This window comes from Acidimangrovimonas sediminis, from assembly GCF_002871005.1.
GTDB lineage: Bacteria > Pseudomonadota > Alphaproteobacteria > Rhodobacterales > Rhodobacteraceae > Acidimangrovimonas > Acidimangrovimonas sediminis.
Window position 1 is genome coordinate 260,201 of record NZ_PHSN01000005.1, and the last position, 20,006, is coordinate 280,206.

Genomic DNA, 20,006 nt, shown 5'->3' on the forward strand with positions numbered 1-20,006 from the left:
TCCGCGACACATGTGCTGTCCACGGGCGATCCTGCCCGGTGGGAAAGGAGTTCTTTGATGAGCATCTCGAGCGCGATGGACACCGGGGTCAGCGGCCTCTTGGCGAACTCCACGGCGATCGGGCGGATCTCAGAGAACATCGCCAATGCCAACACCACGGGCTACAAGCGGCGGTTCGACCAGATGGTCACCACCACGTCGAGCGCGACCGCCCCCTCGGGCGTCGCGGCGGTCGAGGACAGCACGGTGGCCGTCGGCGGTGCGCTGACATCGACCAGCTCGGCGACCGACCTCGCGATCACCGGCAACGGCTTCTTCGTCGTCTCGACTTCGCCCAACGATCCGGTGCAATCGCATTACCTGCTGACCCGGGCGGGCAGCTTCACCCCGGATGCCGATGGCAACCTGGTGAACGCGGCTGGCTACTACCTTGCGGGCTATGCCTATGGCGACAGCGGGTCGCTGACCCAGGTCGACCGCAATTCCTTTTCCGGCATGCAGACGGTGAACGTCACCAGCGCCACGATCGCGCCCTCGGCCACCACCGCGATCGGGATCCAGGGCAACCTTCCGTCGCAGGAGAGCGGGGTGGCGACGCCGGGGTCGCCCTTCACCTCGTCGACCGAATATTACGACGCGCTGGGCAACACCGGGCGGATCCTGCTGTCGTGGCAGCCTACGTCGACGCCGAACGAATGGACGGTGTCCATGTCGGACGACACGGGCGCGGATTACGGCTCCGTCACCATGGACTTCTCGGACAGCGGCAGCACGGCGGGCCTGCCCTCGGCCTATTCCAACGCCACCTCGACCGCGGCCTCGCCCTCGGGGTTCGCGTTCGATACGGCAACCGGCACGGCCACGCTGACCATTGCCAACGGCGCCACGCCGCAGACCATCCAGGTCGCCCTCGGCACGCCCGGGCAGTCGGACGGGATGACCCAGTTCTCGGGCGATTTCACCCCGCAGACCTTCGGCAAGGACGGCTCGGCCGCCGGCAAGCTGTCGAGCGTGGAGATCGACAGCAGCGGCAACCTCGTCGGTGTCTTCGACAACGGCACGCGCAAGTCGCTCTACCAGATCCCGCTGGGGCAGGTGACGAACCCCAACGGCCTGACCGCCGTCGACGGCAACGCCTACAGGCTTTCGACCTCGGCGGGGACCTATTCCAATTCGCCCATGGGGTCTGGCGGGACCGGCACGATCAGCGGCAACACGCTGGAATCCTCGAACGTCGATATCGCCGAGGAGCTGAGCGACCTGATCCGCATCCAGCGCGCCTATTCGACCAACGCCAAGATCATCACCACGATGGACGACATGTTGCAGGAAACCACGCAGCTGAAGCGCTGATTTCCCCCGCGCCCTTCCCGCGCCTCCGGAACCGAGAGCCTGAATGAGCAGCCTGAACTCCGCCCTTCTGGTCAGCCGCAGCGGCCTCGACGCGACATCGGTCTGGTCCGACGCCACCTCGCGCAACATCGCCAACGCGAATACCGCGGGCTATGTACGCAAGGACGTCTCCTTCACCTCGCTGTCGCCCTCCTCGGGCGGCGCGGTGACGACCGAGATCCAGCGCGAGGTCGACAGCTCTCTCGACCGGATCTACCGGACCGAGACGGCCAAGATGTCGACCCAGCAGCAGATCTACGAGGGGGTGCAGGCCTATACCGCGATCCTCGGCCAGCCGGACGACGACGCCTCGCCGGTGGCGAAGCTGACGGCGCTTCAGACCAGCTTCGACATGCTGGTGAACGACCCGGGCGACGCATCGGCGCAGCAGGGCGTGCTGGATGCGGCCAGTGCCATGGCGCAATCGCTGAACGACACCTCGGACGCGCTGGCGCAGGTGAAGGGCGAGGTCGAGACCGAGATCAAGTACAACGTCTCGGACCTGAACACCGCGCTTCTGAAGATCGCCGACTTGAACAAGCAGCTCACGGCGACGACCTCGGGCAGCATGGACAGCGCCGAGATGCAGGATGCGATGGGCCGGCAGGTCGAGGCGATCTCGGCCATCATGAACGTGCAGGTGCGCACCGATTCCTCGGGCCGGGTCAGCCTTTACACCGCGGGCGGTACCCAGCTCGTCGACGGGTCGAGCGTGAATGACCTGCGCTACGACCAGTCCGGCGGAAAGCTTTATGCCGGTACGGCCGAGATCACCCCGGGCGCCAGCGGCGTGCGCGGCTTCGACGCGGGCAGCCTGGCCGGGCTCTTCACGCTCAAGGACGACACTTTCCCGACCTTCCAAAGCCAGCTCGACACCATGGCGGCCGCGCTGGTGAACGGGTTCCAGGGCGCGGATACCTCGCTTTCGTCAGGGCAGGCAGGGCTTTTCACCGATGCGGGCGCGGCCTACGACCCGGCCAGTCTTCCGGGGCTGGCGGGGCGGATCTCGGTCAACGCGGCGGTCGATCCGTCGCAGGGCGGCACGCTCAGCCGGATCCGCGACGGGGTGGGGGCCACGAGTGCCGGCGCCGCCTCGGACGCGACGCAGGTACAGGCGTTCCAGGGCGTGTTCTCGCAATCCGTCGCGGTGACTCCGGCCACCGCCCTAGCCGCCGGGATGACGCTTGGGGATTACGCCGCGAACATGGTCAGCTACCAGCAGGCCCAGGGCACGCAGGCGCAGGCGACCTATACCGCGCTCGCCACCTCGGCCCAGACCATCGACGCCTCGCGCCAGAGCATCCAGGGCGTGAACATCGACGATGAGATGCAGAAGCTGATCGTGATCCAGCACAGCTACGCCGCCAATTCCAAGATGATGAGCGCGATCGCCCAGATGATGGACGACCTCATCCAGGCGGTCTGAGGAGAGACAGATGACCAGCATCCTCGCGCCCCTCTCGACGCTGTCGGCCAGCCTCCTGGGCCGCGCCAACGTGGCCCGCACCTCGGCCGCCCTGCAACAGGCGCAAGAGGAGGTCTCGACCGGCCTCAAGGCCGATGTCTACGCCGACCTCGGCCAGACCGCGGCGATCCCGCTGGCGCTTCGGGCGCAGATGGCGCGGACCGAAGGCTTCGTCACCTCGAACGCGCTTCTGGGCAACAGGATGGACGTGATGGCGACATCGCTGACCACGGTGCACGACAGCGCGCAATCGGTGCTTGCCCAGGCGGTGGCGAACCTCACCCAGCCGGGCGCCGACTCGGCGACGCTGCAACAGGCGGCGCAGGCGGCGCTCGACCAGGTCACCACCGCCCTGAACGCGACCTACGCCGGCAGCTACCTGTTCTCGGGGACCGCCAGCGATCAGGCCCCGCTGCAGGCGCAGGAGACGGCGAACCCCGCAACCGGGTTCTCGCCCGACGACGTGGTCACAGGCATCGTGGGGGCGGGCCCGACCGACGCGGCCTCGGCCGCGGTGATGGCGCAACAGCTCGACGCCATCTTCGGCTCCGCCACCGGAACCGGGCAGGATTTCGAGGCCACGTTCTACAATGGCACCCCCGCCACGGACGCGAGCGGCACCCCCGGCGCCCGCGTCACCGGCCAGATCTCCGAGACCAAGACCATCAGCTACGGGGTGCAGGCAAACGACCCGGCGATCCGCAGCCTGTTCAAGGGGCTGACCATGCTCGCCGCGACCGATCCGTCAAAGATCACCGACACCGGCGCCTACCAGAGCTGGATGCAATCCGCGGTCTCGGCGCTTTCCGACGGTGTCGACGGCGTCACCTCGGCTCAGGCGACACTGGGCAGCCAGCAGGCGCTGGTGTCCGACACGGCGACCCGGCAGGGCGATCTCAAGACCGTCTACACCAGCCGCATCGCCAGCTTCGAAGCGGTCGATCCCTACGAGGCCGCAAGCCGCCTGACCGCGCTCCAGACCCAGCTGCAGGCGACCTATGCCGCCACCGCCACGATCGGCAAGCTCTCGATCCTCGACTACCTCTGACGCGCAGGTGTCCGGCTGCGCCGGAGCCTCCGGCGGGGATATTTCACCTCAGAAGAAACGAGGGCGCGCGCTCTTCTTCTGAGCGAAAATATCCTCGGGGGGGCAGGGGGGCAGAAGGCCCCCCGCCTGCGACCGGCCGGGCTTATTCCGCCGCGATGGGTTCGGGCGCCTTCACCTCGGCGGCGCTGAACTTGTAGCCGCGGCCATAGACCGTCTCGATATACTGGTGGCCGCTTGCAGCGGCGGTCGAGATCTTCTTGCGCAGTTTGCAGATGTAGACGTCGATCACCTTGTCGAAGGGCTGGTCGTCGTCCATGCCGTAGACCGCGTCGTAGATCGCCGCGCGGCTGACCACGCGGTTCGCGCTGAGCACGAGGTGCTGGAAGATGGCGTGCTCGCGCCGCGAGAGTTTCACCCGTTCGCCCGAGACCTCGGGGTCGCGGCCGTCGAAGAAGGCGCGCACCTCGCCCACGGTCACGCTCTCGGCGCTGTGGCCATGGGCGCGGCGGTTGATGGCATTGATCCGGCTGACCACCTCGACCCCCTTGATCGGCGCGATCATCACGTCGTCCGCGCCTGCATCGAGCACCTGCGCCGCGTCGCGCGCGTTCTTGAAATCGCGCAGGAGGATCACCGGGTTGCGGCAGCCCTGGGCCCGGATCGCGCGCAGGAAGTCGATGCCGCGCCCTTCGGAGCCGATCAGGATCGCCCGGGTGTCGGCGCCCTTGCGGTTGAGCTGGGTCAGGTCCGAGGTGAAGAATCGTTCCTCCACCGGGATCGGCTGAAGCCGGGCGGCGCGAAGCTCTTCCATGAGCGCGCCGCGGCGGCCCTCGCGGGCCTCGTAGACATAGACATACATGTCTCGCGGGCCTCCCTGCTGCCTGCAACGGTTGAGAGAGACCTTATGAAAGGCAAGAACAGTGGTCAATGATAAAACGCCAATACATGATGGACACAAAGAATAGATATTAGTAATACTTGCTTGAACCGCTGTCCGTTTCTTGCGGACGGCCCCCATGCCGGAGGCTTGCCATGGCGCCCAGTTCCGCCGCCCTGCCGCGTCGTGCCCTGGTGGCGCTTACGCTGGGCCTTGCGCTCATGGTCCCGGGAACGGCGGGGGCCGATGTGCGGATCAAGGATATCGCGCAGTTCGAGGGGGTGCGGGAGAACCAGCTGGTGGGCTATGGCCTCGTGGTCGGCCTCGACGGGACCGGTGACACGCTGCGCAACTCTCCCTTCACCCGCAAGTCGATCGAGGGGATGCTGGAGCGGCTAGGCGTCGGCAACCTCAGCCAGGACGATCTGAAGACGCGCAACACCGCGGCGGTGATGGTGACGGCCAAGCTGCCGGCGTTCTCGCGCCGGGGGTCGACCATCGACGTCACCGTGTCGTCGCTGGGCGATGCCACCAGCCTGCGCGGGGGCACGCTGATCGTGACGCCGCTGACCGGTGCGGACGGCGAGATCTATGCGGTCGGGCAGGGGCCTGTCGCGGTTGCGGGCTACAAGGCGCAGGGCAATGCGGCCAGCGTGACCGAGGGGGTGCCCACCGTCGCGCGCGTGCCGAACGGGGCGATCGTGGAGCGCGAGGTGAAATTCGCGCTCTCGTCGCTGAATTCGGTGCGGCTTGCGCTGCGCACGCCCGATTTCACCACAGCCGAGCGGGTGCGCGACGTGATCGACGACAAGTTGGGCGGCGGCACGGCGCGGGTTCTGGACAGCGGCACGGTCGAGGTCCTGCGTCGCGGCAAGGAGGACGTGCCCGGCATGCTTGCCGCGATCGAGAACCTCAAGGTCAAGTCGGACAGTCCCGCCAAGGTGGTGATCGACGAGAAGACCGGAACCATCGTCATCGGCGAGAATGTCAGGATCGACCGGGTGGCGATCTCGGAAGGGGGGCTCACCGTGAAGGTGAAGGAACATTACAAGGTCAGCCAGCCGGAACCGCTGTCGATCGGCAACACCGTGGTGGTGCCCGAGACCAGCCTGAAGGTCGAGGAGAAGGACACCAAGTTCACCGTGCTGGACGGCGATGTCAGCCTTCAGGACCTTGTCGACGGGCTCAACGCCATCGGGGTGACGGCGCGGCAGACGATTTCCATTTTGCAGGCGATCAAGGCGGCCGGGGCGCTGCATGCGGAGCTGGAGGTGATCTGATGGCGGGGATGTCACCGGGCCCGGTGGGCCCCCGGGCTGCCGCCGCTCAGGTGGGCGGGGCGGCCGATGCCAAAGCTGATGCGAAGGCGGTTTCGGCGGCGCGGGATTTCGAAAGCGTGTTCCTGACCCAGATGGTGGAGCAGATGATGAAGACGGTGAAGCTTGGCAACATGGACGGCGGGCATGCGCAGGAGATCTGGCGCTCCTTCCTGTCGAAGGCGATCGCTGACCAGATTGCCGACACGGGCACCACCGGCATCGCGCAAAGCGTGAACGGCGCGATGCAGGCCTATGACGCGGCCCGGAAGGGCGCGACGGCGGAGGGTGGGGCATGACGCCCGTACCGGGGCGCCTGTCGCGCCGCATCGCCGCCCGCCGCGCGGGGGGCGGGGAGGCCGGCCCCGACGCGCTGATGACCGATGAGGATGCGGCGAACCTCGCCCGGTTCGAGGAGGACATGGAGGCGGTGACCGCCGTCCTTTCCACCGAGATCGCGGCGATCGAGGCCGGACGGATCGAGGAGGTGACGGCGCTCTATCCCGAGAAGGCCGCGCTTCTGAAGCGGATCGAGGTGCTGATGCCGGTGGTAGAGCCCTTCCTGCGCGCCCGGATCGAGACCGACCCGGGGCTGCGCGCGCGGCTTGTCGCGCTCAAGCAGGCGGTGGGGCAGGACGGCGCGCTGCTTGCACGGATGTCCGAGGCGACCAGCCAGATCGTGCGCGAGATCGACAAGATCCGCGATCGCCACAGTCTCAACGGCCTTTACGGCAAGCGCGGGGAACGCCGCGGCGATCCGGCGCGCCCGGCCGCCGGCATCGACAAGACGCTGTAATCGACAAGACGCAGTAATCGGCAAGATTCTGTGACCGCCAACACGCCGTGATCAGGCCCGTGCGCGGAGCCAAGGCCCCTGTCTCGACACGTTCCCGGGGGCTTGCCGAGGGAACTGTGACCCGTTCGACACGCGAACGTTAATCCCGGCTTAATCATCGGAGCAACGTTGTTCTGCATGGCAAAAGCCGGTTCCCGACAGAAGGCGGGAGTATGCGTTCAAGAAATCAAACGGAGAGCAGAAGATGTCTTCGATTCTGACCAACACTTCCGCGATGACCGCGCTTCAGACCCTGAAGCAGGTCAACCAGGGCCTGAACCAGACCCAGGATCGCATCTCGACCGGTCTCAAGATCCAGTCGGCCAAGGACAACGCCTCGTACTTCTCCATCTCGCAGCAGATGAAGGGCGACAGCGGGATGTACAAGTCGATCAACGAGTCGCTGACGATGACCGCCAACTCGGTCTCGACGGCGTCGCTCGGAGCGTCGACCGTTAACGATCTTGCCCAGCAATTCGTTGAGCAGATGTCGTTTGCGCAAGGTACCGCGGTGGACAAATCCAAGATCCAGGACACGCTCGACAGCCTCGTCTCGCAGATGAAGACCACCATCAGCCAGGCGACGTTCAACGGCAACAACCTGGTGAACGGGACCTCGGCGGTGACCGTCGTGACGGGGATCTCGCGGTCGAGCGGCACGTTCTCGACCACGACCATGTCCTTCAACAAGGTCGACCTGTCGGCCATTGCCTCGGCGCTGGGCCAGATCAACATCGCGACGTCGACCGCCACCTCTTCGGTGCTGGCGGCCGGCCTTGCGACGGCGCAGAGCCAGCTGACGGCTGCGATCAACGCGGCGACCACGATGGGCGTTGCGGAAACGTCGCTGTCGACGCAGCAGGACTTCCTGTCGAACCTCACGGACAAGCTCGACACCGGCGTGGGCGACATGGTCGACGCCAACATGGAAGAGGAAGCGGCCAAGCTGCAATCCTACCAGGTGCAGCAGCAGCTGGCGACGCAATCGCTGTCGATTGCCAACCAGCAGCCGCAGAACATCCTGTCGCTGTTCCGCTGACGCGACCCGGACGGGAAACGGACGGGGCGGGGCCTTCGGGCCCCGTCCCACCGGGCCCAGAACGGACCCGGCCGGCCCCCCGCCCGGATCGTGCCGACAGAAGTCCACGTATCCCGTCGCAGATCCCGGAGCATCCTGAATGAGCTACGCCGCCGCCTACCAGCGTACCGTCGCCGATACCGAAACCCCGCGCCAGATCGAACGCCGCCTGATGTCGCGGGTCACCGGCGCCCTCGAACATTTCCAGCCGCGCTTTGACGCCACCGGCGATGCCAACCTCCGCCTTGCCGTGCTGGCCGACGGGCTGGGTGATGCCGTGTGGGAGAACCAGCGGCTTTGGCAGAATTTCCTGGCCGACCTGTCCGATCCCGCGAACGCGCTGCCCGCTCCGCTGCGCGCGGGGCTGATCTCGATCGGGCTGTGGGTCGAGCGGCACTCGCAGCAGGTGCTGCGCGGCAAGGCGGGGGTCGCGGCCCTTGTCGAGGTCAACAACAACATCATCCGCGGGCTCTCGGGGCAGGGGGCGCAGCCCGCGCCCACTGCCGCGGCCGCCGCACCGCGTCTGGCCGAGGGGGTCTGACGATGGCGCTGAAGATCACGCTCAAGGCGAACGAGAGGATGGTGGTCAACGGTTGCGTCATCCGCAACACCGACCGCCGCCACGTGCTGATCATCGAGAACCGCGCCGATGTCGTGCGCGGCGAGGACCTGCTGGAGGAGACGACCGAGGCGACGCCGGTCAGGCAGGCCTATTTCCTGATCCAGACCGCGCTGATCCAGCCTGACCTGCGCGACCGCCTGATCCCGGCGATCCAGGAAAAGCTGGTGGATATCGCGATGATCTACACCGTCCGGCTGGCCGATGGCGTGTTCGAGGCCGCCAACCATGTCGCGGTGCGCGATTTCTACAAGGCGATGGCCGCGCTGCGCCCGCTGCTCAAGCACGAGCGCGAGGTGCTTGACTACATGGCCGATCAGCAGAGGCTGGGCGCGCGCGTTGCCGCCGAAGACGCGGCCGCGGCGATCGAGGCCGCGGCTTCCGTCCCCGCTGTTGCGGAGGGCGATTCCCCCACCGACGCCCCCGCCTTCACCTCCGCCTTCACCCCCGCGCCGCGCGCGGCGGAATAGGCCGCGAGGAGGGGCGCGCGCCATGACCCTCTCGATTACGGGGATGAGCAGCCTGCTTGCGCTCAAGTTGCTCGATTCCACCGAAAGCACCGAAAAGACGCTGATCCGGAGCACGCCCTCGACCGCCAAGGCGATCGAGAAGTTCAAGGACGCGGCCTCGTCGATCACCTCGGCCAAGGATTTCGTCTCGAACTACGATGTCTACAGCTTCGTCATGCAGGCCTTCGACCTGAAGGATCAGATGTTCGGCAAGGCGATGGTGCAGAAGATCCTTGAAAGCGACAGCTCGCAATCCGGCGCGCTGGTGAACCAGATGACCGACCCGCGCTTCACCGAGCTCTACAAGTCGCTGGGCTTTACCGATGGCGGCACGGCGAACACCACCTTCTCAAACAGCGACTGGCAGGACCAGATCGTCCAGCGATTCGTCGATCAGAGCTACATCAACGACGAGGCGGACCAGAATGCCACCGTCGGCGCGGCGCTGGAATTCCGCCAGAAGGCGCCGGAAGTCTCGTCGTGGTACGACATCCTGAAGGATGCGGACATGGGAAAGTTCATGCGTACCGTGCTGAACATCCCCGACGGCGTGGTGAACCAGGACCTCGACAGCCAGGTCGCGCTGTTCGAGAAGAAGTACGATATCACGAAGCTGCAAGACCCTGCCGAAGTCGAGAAACTGGTGCAGAAATACGTCATCATTTCCGATGCACAGGACAGTTCGACCACGCTGGCCAACAATGCGGCGGTGACCCTCATGACGGGGGTTGTGAACGGCTCGTCGGGCAGCTACGTCCCTGCGACACTCGACATCACGTCGATCGACATGAGCGCATTTTCAGCGAGCAGGATATACGGGTAGGGCCCTCTGCCCCGCCCGTCCCGTGGCCATCTGCCAGTGGCCCGGTTCGCGCCCGTCCTCCCCTCGGGGGCGGGCGCGGTCTTTTTCGGGGTGCCGTCAGGCGTCGGCGCTCCCGGGGCTCACCGTGCGGAAGCTGCAGGCAAGGCGCGCGCCCCAGGTCCTTGCCAGCGCCTCCGCCTGGGCCCGGATCAGCCGGGCGATCCCGGGGGAGAGCGGGGCGTCGGAGGTGACCAGCAAGGTGATCACCCCATGCGCGCGCCGCGCATCCAGCCGCAGCTTTCCCCCATCCGGCAACCGCCCGCTCAGCCGGGCGACCTGATCGGCGCCGCCTTCCTTCGGCGGGCAGTCTTCGGTCACGGCGGGCAGCGCCGATGGCACATCTTCCGTGGTGCCGGGTGCGGTATCGGCGGCCTGACCGGCGGCTGAAGAATCGCTCTCTTCAGACGTCTCGACCGGCGCCCATTCGACCACGTCGAGCGGGTCGCGGCGGGCCGGCTCCGGAGGATCGGGTGCGGCGGGAGGGGGCGCGGCCTCGGCATCCTCCGCGAATGCCTCCCACCAGGCCGGGGCGGCGTCGCGTCGTGTCCGCCCGGTCTCCCGGCGCGCGCGCTGGTCGGGTGGAAAGAGCGCGGCAATGAGCCCGTAGAGAGGTGAGCCGGGCGGAGGCAGCGCCGCCCCGAGGGCCCCTGCCGCACCGCCCGGAACCGGCGCGAGGCCGGCGAAGGCCACGGAATTCAGATGTGGGCCCTGTGCCTCCTCGCTGGCGGCGAGCAGCAGGGCGGCCATCGGTGTCGGGGGCAATGGAGTCGAGCTTGCCGCACTCGGGCTCCCAGCGCTTTGAGCTCCTGCAGTTTGAGCCCCCGCAATCGGGGCCGGAGCGGCGGTGCCGGGCTGGCCGAAACCGGATCCGCCCGCGGGCGCCGCGGTGCCGGGGCGCAGTGCTTCGGCCTCGACCTGCCCGGTCTGGGGGTTCATCCGCAGGCGCACCCGGTCGCCCGGCATCAGCCCGGCGCCGGCTTCGGGCGCCACGATCAGGCCCAGCACGGTGGCGATCCGCGCCCCGCCGCCCGGGAGAAGCTGCGAGATCCGCCCCTCGACCCAGCCCGCCTGCGCCAGTTGCCGGAGCGCCGCCGCGCCCGCCCCGGGCAATGGCGGCAGGGCGCCGCCGCCGCCGGTGCCCGTGGGTCCGCCCAGGCTCATGTCGCGCCGCCCGTCATTCGATCAGCTGATCCTCCTCGTCGTCCACCGGCAGGCGGATCGCCTCTTCCGAGGCCAGCCCAAGCGCGCCGTCGATGAGCTGGGCCTGAGCCGCCTGAACGTCGCGCGCACGCACCGGGCCCATGGCATTCATCTCCTCGATCAGCATGTCGCGAGAGCGTTGCGGCAGGGCGGCAAGGAAGTAGTCGCGCACCTCCTTCTTGGCGCCGCGCAGCGCCAGCGGCAGGGTCTGGCCATCGACCGTGCGCATCACTTTCGCCAGACTGCCGGGGTCGAGCCGCATGAGATCCTCGAAGGTGAACATCTTTGCCTTGATCGCGCCGAACGCCTCGGGCTGGCGACGGTCGAGCTCGTGGCTCAGCTCCTCGAACAGGGTGGCGTCGAGCTTGTTGAACAGGTCCGCCATGCGCTGTTGGCTGGAGGTCACGGTGCTGCGGGTGGCGGAGACGAGGAATTCTTGGCTCAGCGTCTCCTCGATCTGGGCCATCGCGTGGCGCGGCACCTGGTCGATCGCGATCATCCGCTCCGTCACCTCGACCATCCGGTCCTGGCCCAGCAGCGGCAGCACCTTGGCGGCGGTGTCGGGTTTCACCTTGGTCAGGATCGCGGCGACGGTCTGGTCATGTTCGCCCTTGATGTAGCCCGCGATCACCTGCGGATCGAGCGCCGAGAAATGCTCCCAGATCGAGCGGCCCATGAGCGGGCCCTGGATTTCCCCCATGATCTCGCCCACCCGGCCCTCGGGCAGGAACGACCGCAGCATCTGTTCGGCCATGTCCATGGAGCCGACCACGGTGGAGCCGGAGGAGGCCGAGGAGAGGAATTCGTTGATCACCTCCTCGACCTGGCCCTGCGGGATGGTGCCAAGGCCGGAAATGGCGCGGGTGATCGCGTGGATGTCGAACTCGTCAAGCCGCTTCATCAGTTCCGAGCCGTGCTCCTCCCCGAGGCAGAGGAACAGGATCGCGGCCTTCTCGGCGCCCGAAAGCTTGCGCGGGCGGCCGGTGTCGGCGCGGTTCAGCGTGGCGACGGCGTTCATCTTCATCTCGTTCACCGGTCTCTTTTCGGGGTCTGTCAGCCCCCGCCGGAATAGGCGAGGTAGGAATGCATCAGGCTGCCCGCCAGCATGTACCAGCCGTCGATCAGCACGAAGAAGATCACCTTGAAGGGTAGCGAAATCATGACCGGCGGCAGCATCATCATGCCCGCGCTCATCAGCACCGAGGCGACGATCAGGTCGATCGCGATGAAGGGCAGATAGATCAGGAAGCCGATGGTGAAGGCGCGGCGCAATTCCGAGATCATGAAGGCGGGCACGAGGACACGCCAGCTGGCCTGATCCGGCGTCGCGGGTGGAGGCGGGGCGGGCTGGGCCTCTGCGCTGCCGGCGGGCTGCGGACGGGTCAGGTCCTCGAACAGCGCGATGTCCTTGGGCCGGGTGTTGACGAACATGAAGGCCTTGAACGGCGCGCCGATCAGGGGAAATGCCTGTTCCTCGGTGATCCGGTTCTGCATCAGGGGCTGGACGCCCCTCGTCCAGGAATCGTTGAACACCGGCTGCATGACGAAGAAGGTCATGAAGAGGGCCATCGCCGACAGCACCATGTTCGGTGGCGTCTGGTTCAGCCCGAGGGCCGAGCGCAGCATGGAAAACACGATGACGAAGCGGGTGAAGGAGGTCATCACGACCAAAAGACCCGGCGCGATGGAAAGCACCGTCATCAGCGCGACGAGCTGAAGGATCCGCCCCGAAAGCGAGGCGGTGGAGGCCGGGTCCGCCTGCGTGCCCCCCAGCGATTGCGACAGCCCGTTCAGAAGCTGCCCGGCGCCGGCGGCGAAACTCCCGTCCGGGCCCGCCGCCGCGGCCTGTGCCCATGCGGCCCCGGCCGCCAGCGAAAGCGGCAGGGCAAGGGAAAGCAGAAGAAGGGGGCGGGCGGGGCGCATGTCAGCCGGCGCGGTTCGAGACGTAATCCTTGACGATCTCGGTCAGGGTCACGCCGATCCGGTTCTCGCCCACCTTCACCAGATCGCCACGCGCGACGAGACGGTCGTTGATCATCACGTCCACTGGCTGGCCGATCTTCTTGTCGAGCTCGATCACCGAGCCGCGCGACAAGGACAGGAGCTGCGAGATCGGCATCCGGGCATGGCCCAGCACGATCTGGACATTCAGCCCCACGTTCAGCATGGCATTGATGTTGTGCCCGCCGTCCTCGGCCGCCTGCGCGCCGACCATCGACTCGATCACCGTGCCGGGAACAGTGTCGGCCACTGTTCCAGCCACTGTGCCGGGTTGGGGGGCGGCCGGCACCTCGAGCGGGGCTGCGGCTTCGGTCTGCTGGGCTGTCTCGGGGGTGTCGGACATCACCTTGTCCTCCTGGTCGACGCGTCGGTGGGTTCGGGCGTTGCGGGGGCGGTCGCGTCGGCGGTCGCCTGCTTCAGCGCGGCGAGGATCGCGTCGCAGACATCGGCATAGCTGTATTCGGCATAGCCGTCGTCCCAGGCGACATGCGCCGCACCGGGGGCGAGCGAGGCGTCGGCGACCACCTCGACCTGCTGGGTGCCCAGCCGTTCGGCGGTCATCGCCTTCAGCTCCGGTTCCATCAGGTCGCGGGTCGTGGGCGCAAGGCGGACGCGCAGGCGCGGGCTGCCCAGCGTGAGCTTCATCAGCCGGCGCACCTCGTCCGCCGCGGCCTCGGCCGAGCGGCGGGCGACGAAATCAGGCAGCACCTTCTCGGCGACCGAGAGCACGAAATCCACCAGCTGCGCCTCGAGCGCGGCGCGGTGGGTCAGGCGCTCGGCCAGGAGCCGGTCGATCCGGGGAGCGAGGGCCTCGTAGGCGTCGGCCCGCCGCGCCTCGATCCGGGCCATGGCGGCGGCCTCGCCTTCGGCGCGCCCGGTCTCCAGCCCCCGTTCATGCGCCAGCTTCGCCGCGGCCTCGGCGGCGGCCGACAGATCTTCGGGGGTGTAGATCGCGGCGCGGACGCGGGCGGCCTCGCGCGCCTCGGCCTCGATCTCGGCGTCGAAATCGCGGTGGAACACGGATGTCATTTCGCCGGAGCCTCCTCTGCCAGCCAGCTGCGCAGGATCTTCATCGCCTCGTTCGGGTCGTCGTCGACGAAGCGGCGGATCGCGTCGACGCGGCGCTTGAGCTTGCCGCCGTGGATCGTCAGGGCGCCCATGAACTCGTCTTCCTCGGGGTCGTAGGCATCCAGTGCGGGCGGTGCGGGCGCGGGCCGGGTGCGGGCCGCAGCCACCGTCGCCGAGGGTTGCACGGGCTCGGGCCGGGGCGCGGCGGGCAGGCCGCCGGGCCGGGCCGGAGCAGCCGGCAATTGCGCGGGAGGCGCACCCGGTTCCAGCGTGGCGGGCGCCTCCTCGGCCGCGGCCTCCTCGGCCTTGCCCAGCCGCGCCAGCATCGGTCGCACGCCGAAGATCAGCGCCAGCGCCACCACCGCCAGCCCCACCAGCCAGCGCAGGATCGCCACCGCGTTGTTCGACAGCCGCTGCATCAGTGTGGGGCCCACGGGTTCGCCCACGTCCATCGAGTAATCCATGAACCTCAGACTATCCACCGACACCGTATCGCCCCGCTTGGCGTCATAGCCGATCGCCGATTCCACAAGGCTTTGCAGGCGCTTGACCTCTTCGGGCGGGCGTTCCTTGTAGGTCACGGCGCCGTCCTTGCCGACGTCGTAGATGCCGTTCACCAGCACCGCGACCGAGATCCGCTTGATCGCGCCCGCCTCGGTCGTGGTCTGGGACCGGGTCGAGCCGATCTCGTAGGTGGTTTGCTCGTTGGTCTTCGACGAGGCGTTCGAATTCGCCGGTTGCTGCCCCTGCGGGCCCTGCAGGGCGGGGGGCAGGTTGGCGCCGACGCCGACTTGCCCGTCGGCCTTGCTGTCCTGCGCCTTCGACTGGCTGGTCGAGGTCGAGCGCACCACCTGCTGGTCGGGGTTGTAGCTTTGGCTCACCGTCACGTTGCGCGAATGGTCGAGGCTGACGGAGACCTGCACCCGCGCATTCCCTGCGCCGACCCGGGCCGAGAGGATCTGTTCGATGTTGCGCGCCATCCGGTCTTCGAGCGCGGATTTCGACCCGTCGAGCGATACGCCATCCTCGCCCGTGCCGTCCTCGGCCAGGATCGTGTCGCCGCGGGCCGAAAGCACCGTGACCCGCCCGGGCGACATGTTCGCCACCGCCGTGGCGATCAGGTTGCGGATCGCCAGCGCCTGCCGACGGCTGACCGTGTGGTTCGCCGCCGCCCGCACGATAACCGAGGCCGACGGGTCCGGCGCGCTGCGCGAGAAGGCCTCGCGCTCGGGCAGGACAAGGTGCACCCGCGCGCTCTGGATGCCATCCAGCGTCTGGATGGAGCGCGACAGTTCCCCCTCCATCGCGCGCAGCCGGTTGATATGCTGCATGAAGGAATTCATGCCGAGGCCGGTGGAATTGTCGAACAGCTCCCACCCCGGTTCGCCGTCCGAGGGCAGGCCCTTCTCGGCCAGCGCCATGCGCGCGCGGGCGACATCGGGGCGCGGCACGGAAACGCTGGCGCCGTCGGTGCTCACCTTGCTTTCGATCCCCGCCTTGTCGAGGGCGTCGACCATCGAGGCCGCCGAGGCGGGCGAGAGCTGGGAATAGAGCACGGTGTAATCGGGCGCGGTCAGAAGCGACAGGCCGAAGACCAGCGCCGCGACGATGCCGAGGCCCGCGCCGCCCAACATCGCAAGCCGTCGTGTGCCCAGGGACCGGAGATTGTCGAGGATCTGATTCACGTTGCCGCTTCCGTCGGGGCCCGGCACCGGCGCGGGCTGCATGGATTTAGGCTAATCTATTCTTGTTTAGAAAGTAAAGATTAAGTTTATACTTGATTTACGGCGCGATTCCAGCGAGATGTGTCCAAGAACAGAAAGGATCCGGGGCTATCATGCCGCTTGCCGCGACAGACGAGGAGTTCCAGCCGCCGCAGCGGGGCGGGCTGCTTGGCGGCCGGCGCGGCATGATGCTGGCGGCGATCGGCGCCGGCGCGATCGCGCTGGGTCTGGGCGGCTGGCTCGGGTTCGCGGGGCGCGGCGGCGCGGGCGCTTCGGGGGATGTGGCCAGCGCCCAGACGGCGGCGCAACATGGCACGGCCACGGCACCCGCGGCGGGTGATCCGCTGATGCTGGCTTTCGACGACATCGTCGTGAACGTCGCGGGGGAGACGGCGCGGGGCCAGCAGACCCAGCGCATCCTGAAGATCGGTTTCGACCTCGTCTATGGTGGCACCGCGCCCGAGGCGATGGCGGTGAACCAGCGCAAGGCCTTCCTGCGTGATGCCTTCATCTCGTACCTGCGCCAGCTGCACGAGTCCGACCTGCGCGGCTCGGATGGGCTGTTCCTGCTCAAGGCCGAGCTTCTCAAGCGTGCCCGGGCCGTGGTCGGCAACGACGCGCCGAAGGAGCTGCTGATCACCGACCTGGTGATGCAATGAGCGGGGTGACGGAAAGCCATGTGGCGGGGAGCGGGGAGGGCGCTGCGGCGGCGCCGCTGGAAGAGGAGATTATCCGGCGCGCCACCCTGAACTATGAGCCGATGCCCATGCTCGAGGTCATCGCGGGGCGCCTTGCGCTGTCCCTCGCGGGATCTCTGAAGACGCTGACGGCGGCCTTGGCAGAAGCGAAACTGGAACGGTTCCAGTATCTTGCATACCGCGATGCGATGGCGGCGCTTCCCGGGCACGGGCTGATCGCGGTCTGTCACGCCACGCCATGGGACGACAGCCTGCTGATCTCGATGGATGCGGGTTTCCTGTTCACTGCGCTGGAACTGATGCTGGGCGGACGCGCCGACCGGGTCACGCCGCGGCCCGCGGGCAGCGGTTTTACCTCGATCGAGCGACGGATGGGGCAGCGGCTGGCGGAGTTGGTGTTGAAAGACCTTGCCGAGGGGATCCGGCAGGTGTCGGAGGTCGCGCTCTCGGTCGAGCGGATGGAGGCGAACCCCGCCTTCGCCATGGTCGCCCAACCGGGCAGCCCGGCGGTGCTGATCAGCCTCGACATCGGGTTCGAGGGCAGCCGCGGGCGCATCGACATTGTCATCCCCTACGACACGATCGACCCGATCCGCCCGCTGCTGACCAAGGTGTTTTACGGTGAGCGGCTGGGCGGCGACGACGCCTGGCGCCGGCACCTGTCGGACCGGATCGAGGATTCGACGGTGACGCTGACCGCGCTGTTGCACGAGCGCGCCTTTCCGATGGCCGATGTGCTGGGCTGGCGCGTCGGCGACACGGTCGACCTTCTCTTGTCCGATGATCAGCCCGTGACGATGCTCTGCGCCGGGCAGCCGATGTTCCTCGGGGCGATGGGCAAGCGGCAGAACGGATCGGCGGCGGTACGGGTGACTGAAGACCTGAACGGACGTAAAGGATTGAAGAATGATCTCGACGGTGATTAACCTGCTGATCCTTGTTTTGCTTGTGGGCGTGATGGGGTATGCGGTGCTTCTGTCGCGCCGCGTGTCGCGCCTGATGGCTGCGCTCGACGCGCTGGGGCCGATGGTGTCTGCCTTCTCGGATGCGGTCGACAAGTCGGAGCGGTCGGTCGCCGACCTGCGTGGCGCCGCCGACGAGGCGACGGCGCGTGCGGCGGGCGAGGGGGGCCATCCGGCGGCGGACCAGGCGGCGGCGCGTGATCTTGCGGCGCGGGCCGCGGTCGAGGCGACCGCCCTGCAGGAGGCAGCCGCGCCGGTCTCGTTCCATTCGGTCCGCCGGCGCCCGGTCGCGGGGATGACCCGGCTGGGCGGCAAGTCCGAGCTGGTGAAAAGCTTCTTCGACCGTGGCCGCGGCCTGGACCGCGCGCCCGACCGTGCGCCCGACCGCGCTCTGGACCGAGGGGAGGAGCGCCGCAGGGACCGCGCCCCCGACTGGGCCCCCGACTGGCCCTCCGACTGGGCGGCCGAACGCCGACCGGCCGGCGCGGTCTGATAAGGGGGGCTGGGTCTTACGATGCTGCGCCTCACGCCGTTGAAGCTGATGATCGGGCTCCTTGCCGCCGCAGGCGCCGCCAAGGCGGCGACCAGCTTGCCCTTGCCCGCCGTCGGACAGGGACCGGAGCGGCTGTTCCTCGCCTCGGCCGCGGCCCCGGCGGAGGCAGCGCCCGCAGGCGCCCCGAATGGCCAGGCGGCGGCCAGTGCCGCGGCCCCCGCCGATCCCGCGACCTGCGCCACGCCGGAGGCGCTGTTGCAGTCGATCCGGCAGGAGCGGGCGCTGATCGCCAGGCAGAAGGCCGCGCTCGACGATCGCGAATCCAAGCTTGCGCTGGCCCGGCAGGGGATCTCGGCCGAGACGGCGCGGCTCACCCGGCTCAAGACCCAGGTCGAGGGCCTTCTGAAGAAGGTGACCGACGCCCATGATGCCGACCTCGACCGGCTGGTGAAGCTCTACCAGGCGATGAAGCCGCAGCAGGCGGCGCAGATCCTCAACACCATGGATCTGGAGGTGACGGTGATGGTGCTGTCGACCATGAACGAGCGTGCGGCGGCCCCGATCATGGCGCAGATGACGCCGGATCGGGTGCAGGCCGTGTCGAAGATCATCCTCGAGCGATCCAAGCTGCCCGGCGACCAGAACGTGGTGCGCGTCAAGCTGGGGAACTGAGCGGCGCCCCGCCGCGGCGCCAGCCGGAGGGGGCTTGCCACCCCCCGCCATGTGGGGGAGAACTTGCCCAGTCGCCGCGCGTCCGCCCGCGGGCCGGCGCGTCGGAGGAGGAAGTTCACGTGGCTCGGGCGCTGCCGGGGCCTCAGACCCTGAGGAGGGAGAGGATGGCGAACGAGTTCAAGGCACTGGTGGTCCGCAAGGATGACGAGGGAAAGACCCGCGCAGGCGTCGAGACCATCACCGAGGATCAGCTGCCCGAGGGCGACGTGCTTGTCCAGGTCGGCTATTCGACGCTGAACTACAAGGACGGCCTTTGCATTGGCCCCGGCGGCGGCCTTGTCCGGACCTATCCGCATGTTCCCGGCATTGATTTCGCGGGCACGGTCGAGGCTTCGACCGACGACCGCTACAAGCCCGGCGACGCGGTGGTGCTGACCGGCTGGCGCGTGGGCGAGAACCGCTGGGGCGGGTATGCGCAGAAGGCGCGGGTGCCCGCCGACATGCTGGTGCCGCTGCCGGACGGGCTTACGACGCGCGATGCGATGGCGGTGGGCACCGCCGGCCTGACGGCGATGCTGGCTGTCATGGCGCTCGAGGATCACGGGCTTACCCCCGAGAAGGGCACGGTGCTGGTGACCGGCGCCGCTGGGGGCGTCGGCTCGGTCGCGGTGGCAATCCTTGCCCGGCTCGGCTACCAGGTTGCCGCGGTCACCGGACGGCCCGAGCAGGCGGATTACCTCAAGGGGCTTGGCGCGGCGGAGATCGTGCCGCGCGACGAACTGACCGAGGTGACCCGCAAGCCGCTGGAAGGCGAACGCTGGGCCGGGTGCATCGACGCGGTGGCGGGCGCCATGCTTGGCCGGGTGCTCAAGCAGATCAGCTATGGCGGGTCGGTCGCTGCGATCGGCCTTGCCGGGGGGGCTGCGATCGAGGGCGCGCTGATCACGCCCTTCATCCTGCGCGGGGTGAACCTTCTGGGCATCGACAGCGTGATGCAGCCCTACGACGCCCGTGTCCGCGCCTGGGGCCGTATCGCCGCCGACCTGCCGATGGACAAGCTGCACGAGATGATCCAGCCGGCCACCCTGGCCGATCTGCCCGACCTCGGCGCCGCCATCCTCAAGGGGCAGGTCAAGGGCCGGGTCGTCGTCGACGTCAACGCCTGACCGCCCTTCGCACTGGGGCGG

22 protein-coding genes are annotated in these 20,006 nt (G+C 68.1%); 15 read left to right on the forward strand and 7 right to left on the reverse strand.

The window, feature by feature from the left end; genetic code table 11:
* The first annotated feature begins 57 nt into the window (after positions 1–57).
* The 3 genes from CVV76_RS05640 to CVV76_RS05650 are packed head-to-tail and all read left to right on the forward strand — an operon-like array spanning position 58 to position 3,905.
* Positions 58–1,353 carry a flagellar hook protein FlgE gene (locus tag CVV76_RS05640; RefSeq protein ID WP_102223653.1) on the forward strand — a complete coding sequence of 432 codons (1,296 nt, stop codon included), beginning with the start codon at positions 58–60 and terminating at the stop codon, positions 1,351–1,353.
* A gap of 43 nt (positions 1,354–1,396) precedes the next feature.
* Positions 1,397–2,818, forward strand: a complete 1,422-nt coding sequence (gene flgK, locus CVV76_RS05645) for a flagellar hook-associated protein FlgK (RefSeq protein WP_102223654.1) — start codon at positions 1,397–1,399, stop codon at positions 2,816–2,818.
* Positions 2,819–2,828: 10 nt separating this feature from the next.
* Positions 2,829–3,905 (forward strand): flagellin N-terminal helical domain-containing protein, encoded by a 1,077-nt coding sequence (locus CVV76_RS05650; protein WP_102223655.1) that lies wholly within the window; start codon positions 2,829–2,831, stop codon positions 3,903–3,905.
* A 142-nt stretch (positions 3,906–4,047) separates the two neighbouring features.
* On the opposite strand, the gene CVV76_RS05655 is transcribed toward CVV76_RS05650, so the two are convergent.
* Entirely contained in the window at positions 4,048–4,764 is a 717-nt protein-coding gene (locus CVV76_RS05655; protein WP_102223656.1) for a response regulator transcription factor, read from the reverse strand.
* 173 nt (positions 4,765–4,937) lie between these two features.
* Here CVV76_RS05655 and CVV76_RS05660 point away from each other — a divergent pair, with 173 nt between their 5' ends.
* From CVV76_RS05660 to CVV76_RS05690, 7 genes are all read left to right on the forward strand, one after another.
* Positions 4,938–6,062 carry a flagellar basal body P-ring protein FlgI gene (locus CVV76_RS05660; RefSeq protein ID WP_102223657.1) on the forward strand — a complete coding sequence of 375 codons (1,125 nt, stop codon included), beginning with the start codon at positions 4,938–4,940 and terminating at the stop codon, positions 6,060–6,062.
* Positions 6,062–6,397, forward strand: a complete 336-nt coding sequence (locus CVV76_RS05665; protein ID WP_102223658.1) for a rod-binding protein — start codon at positions 6,062–6,064, stop codon at positions 6,395–6,397. The genes CVV76_RS05660 and CVV76_RS05665 overlap by 1 nt, the downstream gene beginning before the upstream one ends.
* Positions 6,394–6,894, forward strand: a complete 501-nt coding sequence (locus CVV76_RS05670) for a hypothetical protein (RefSeq protein ID WP_102223659.1) — start codon at positions 6,394–6,396, stop codon at positions 6,892–6,894. Before CVV76_RS05665 ends, CVV76_RS05670 begins: the two co-directional genes overlap by 4 nt.
* Before the next feature lie 244 nt (positions 6,895–7,138).
* Entirely contained in the window at positions 7,139–7,972 is an 834-nt protein-coding gene (locus tag CVV76_RS05675; protein WP_102223660.1) for a flagellin N-terminal helical domain-containing protein, read from the forward strand.
* A gap of 139 nt (positions 7,973–8,111) precedes the next feature.
* On the forward strand, positions 8,112–8,552 hold the full coding sequence (gene flaF / locus CVV76_RS05680) for a flagellar biosynthesis regulator FlaF (protein WP_102223661.1): 441 nt from the start codon (positions 8,112–8,114) through the stop codon (positions 8,550–8,552).
* A gap of 2 nt (positions 8,553–8,554) precedes the next feature.
* Complete coding sequence (locus CVV76_RS05685) at positions 8,555–9,100, forward strand: flagellar biosynthesis repressor FlbT (protein ID WP_102223662.1); 546 nt, start codon at positions 8,555–8,557, stop codon at positions 9,098–9,100.
* A 22-nt stretch (positions 9,101–9,122) separates the two neighbouring features.
* Complete coding sequence (locus CVV76_RS05690; RefSeq protein WP_102223663.1) at positions 9,123–9,962, forward strand: DUF1217 domain-containing protein; 840 nt, start codon at positions 9,123–9,125, stop codon at positions 9,960–9,962.
* A gap of 96 nt (positions 9,963–10,058) precedes the next feature.
* On the opposite strand, the gene CVV76_RS05695 is transcribed toward CVV76_RS05690, so the two are convergent.
* From CVV76_RS05695 to fliF, 6 genes are all read right to left on the reverse strand, one after another.
* A complete protein-coding gene (locus tag CVV76_RS05695) occupies positions 10,059–11,162 on the reverse strand; it encodes a hypothetical protein (protein WP_102223664.1) in 1,104 nt (367 codons plus the stop codon).
* 13 nt (positions 11,163–11,175) lie between these two features.
* Entirely contained in the window at positions 11,176–12,225 is a 1,050-nt protein-coding gene (locus CVV76_RS05700; protein ID WP_102223792.1) for a flagellar motor switch protein FliG, read from the reverse strand.
* Between the two features lie 29 nt (positions 12,226–12,254).
* On the reverse strand, positions 12,255–13,124 hold the full coding sequence (gene fliP / locus CVV76_RS05705) for a flagellar type III secretion system pore protein FliP (RefSeq protein WP_233192730.1): 870 nt from the start codon (positions 13,122–13,124) through the stop codon (positions 12,255–12,257).
* A 1-nt stretch (position 13,125) separates the two neighbouring features.
* Positions 13,126–13,416, reverse strand: coding sequence for a flagellar motor switch protein FliN (gene fliN / locus CVV76_RS05710; RefSeq protein WP_102223794.1), 291 nt, complete (start codon positions 13,414–13,416; stop codon positions 13,126–13,128).
* 128 nt (positions 13,417–13,544) lie between these two features.
* Positions 13,545–14,231 carry a FliH/SctL family protein gene (locus tag CVV76_RS05715; RefSeq protein ID WP_102223665.1) on the reverse strand — a complete coding sequence of 229 codons (687 nt, stop codon included), beginning with the start codon at positions 14,229–14,231 and terminating at the stop codon, positions 13,545–13,547.
* Positions 14,228–15,955 carry a flagellar basal-body MS-ring/collar protein FliF gene (gene fliF / locus CVV76_RS05720; protein ID WP_102223795.1) on the reverse strand — a complete coding sequence of 576 codons (1,728 nt, stop codon included), beginning with the start codon at positions 15,953–15,955 and terminating at the stop codon, positions 14,228–14,230. The genes CVV76_RS05715 and fliF overlap by 4 nt, the downstream gene beginning before the upstream one ends.
* Positions 15,956–16,107: 152 nt before the next feature.
* Between fliF and CVV76_RS05725 the strand changes: the two genes are divergently transcribed.
* From CVV76_RS05725 to CVV76_RS05745, 5 genes are all read left to right on the forward strand, one after another.
* Positions 16,108–16,653, forward strand: a complete 546-nt coding sequence (locus tag CVV76_RS05725) for a flagellar basal body-associated FliL family protein (RefSeq protein ID WP_102223666.1) — start codon at positions 16,108–16,110, stop codon at positions 16,651–16,653.
* Positions 16,650–17,618 carry a FliM/FliN family flagellar motor switch protein gene (locus CVV76_RS05730; RefSeq protein ID WP_102223667.1) on the forward strand — a complete coding sequence of 323 codons (969 nt, stop codon included), beginning with the start codon at positions 16,650–16,652 and terminating at the stop codon, positions 17,616–17,618. Before CVV76_RS05725 ends, CVV76_RS05730 begins: the two co-directional genes overlap by 4 nt.
* The gene (locus CVV76_RS24910) at positions 17,599–18,147 is read left to right on the forward strand and encodes a hypothetical protein (protein WP_102223668.1); all 549 of its coding nucleotides are present in this window, start codon (positions 17,599–17,601) and stop codon (positions 18,145–18,147) included. Before CVV76_RS05730 ends, CVV76_RS24910 begins: the two co-directional genes overlap by 20 nt.
* Positions 18,148–18,168: 21 nt before the next feature.
* Positions 18,169–18,819 (forward strand): MotE family protein, encoded by a 651-nt coding sequence (locus CVV76_RS05740; RefSeq protein WP_233192731.1) that lies wholly within the window; start codon positions 18,169–18,171, stop codon positions 18,817–18,819.
* 164 nt (positions 18,820–18,983) lie between these two features.
* The gene (locus tag CVV76_RS05745) at positions 18,984–19,985 is read left to right on the forward strand and encodes an MDR family oxidoreductase (protein WP_102223669.1); all 1,002 of its coding nucleotides are present in this window, start codon (positions 18,984–18,986) and stop codon (positions 19,983–19,985) included.
* Positions 19,986–20,006: the final 21 nt, after the last annotated feature.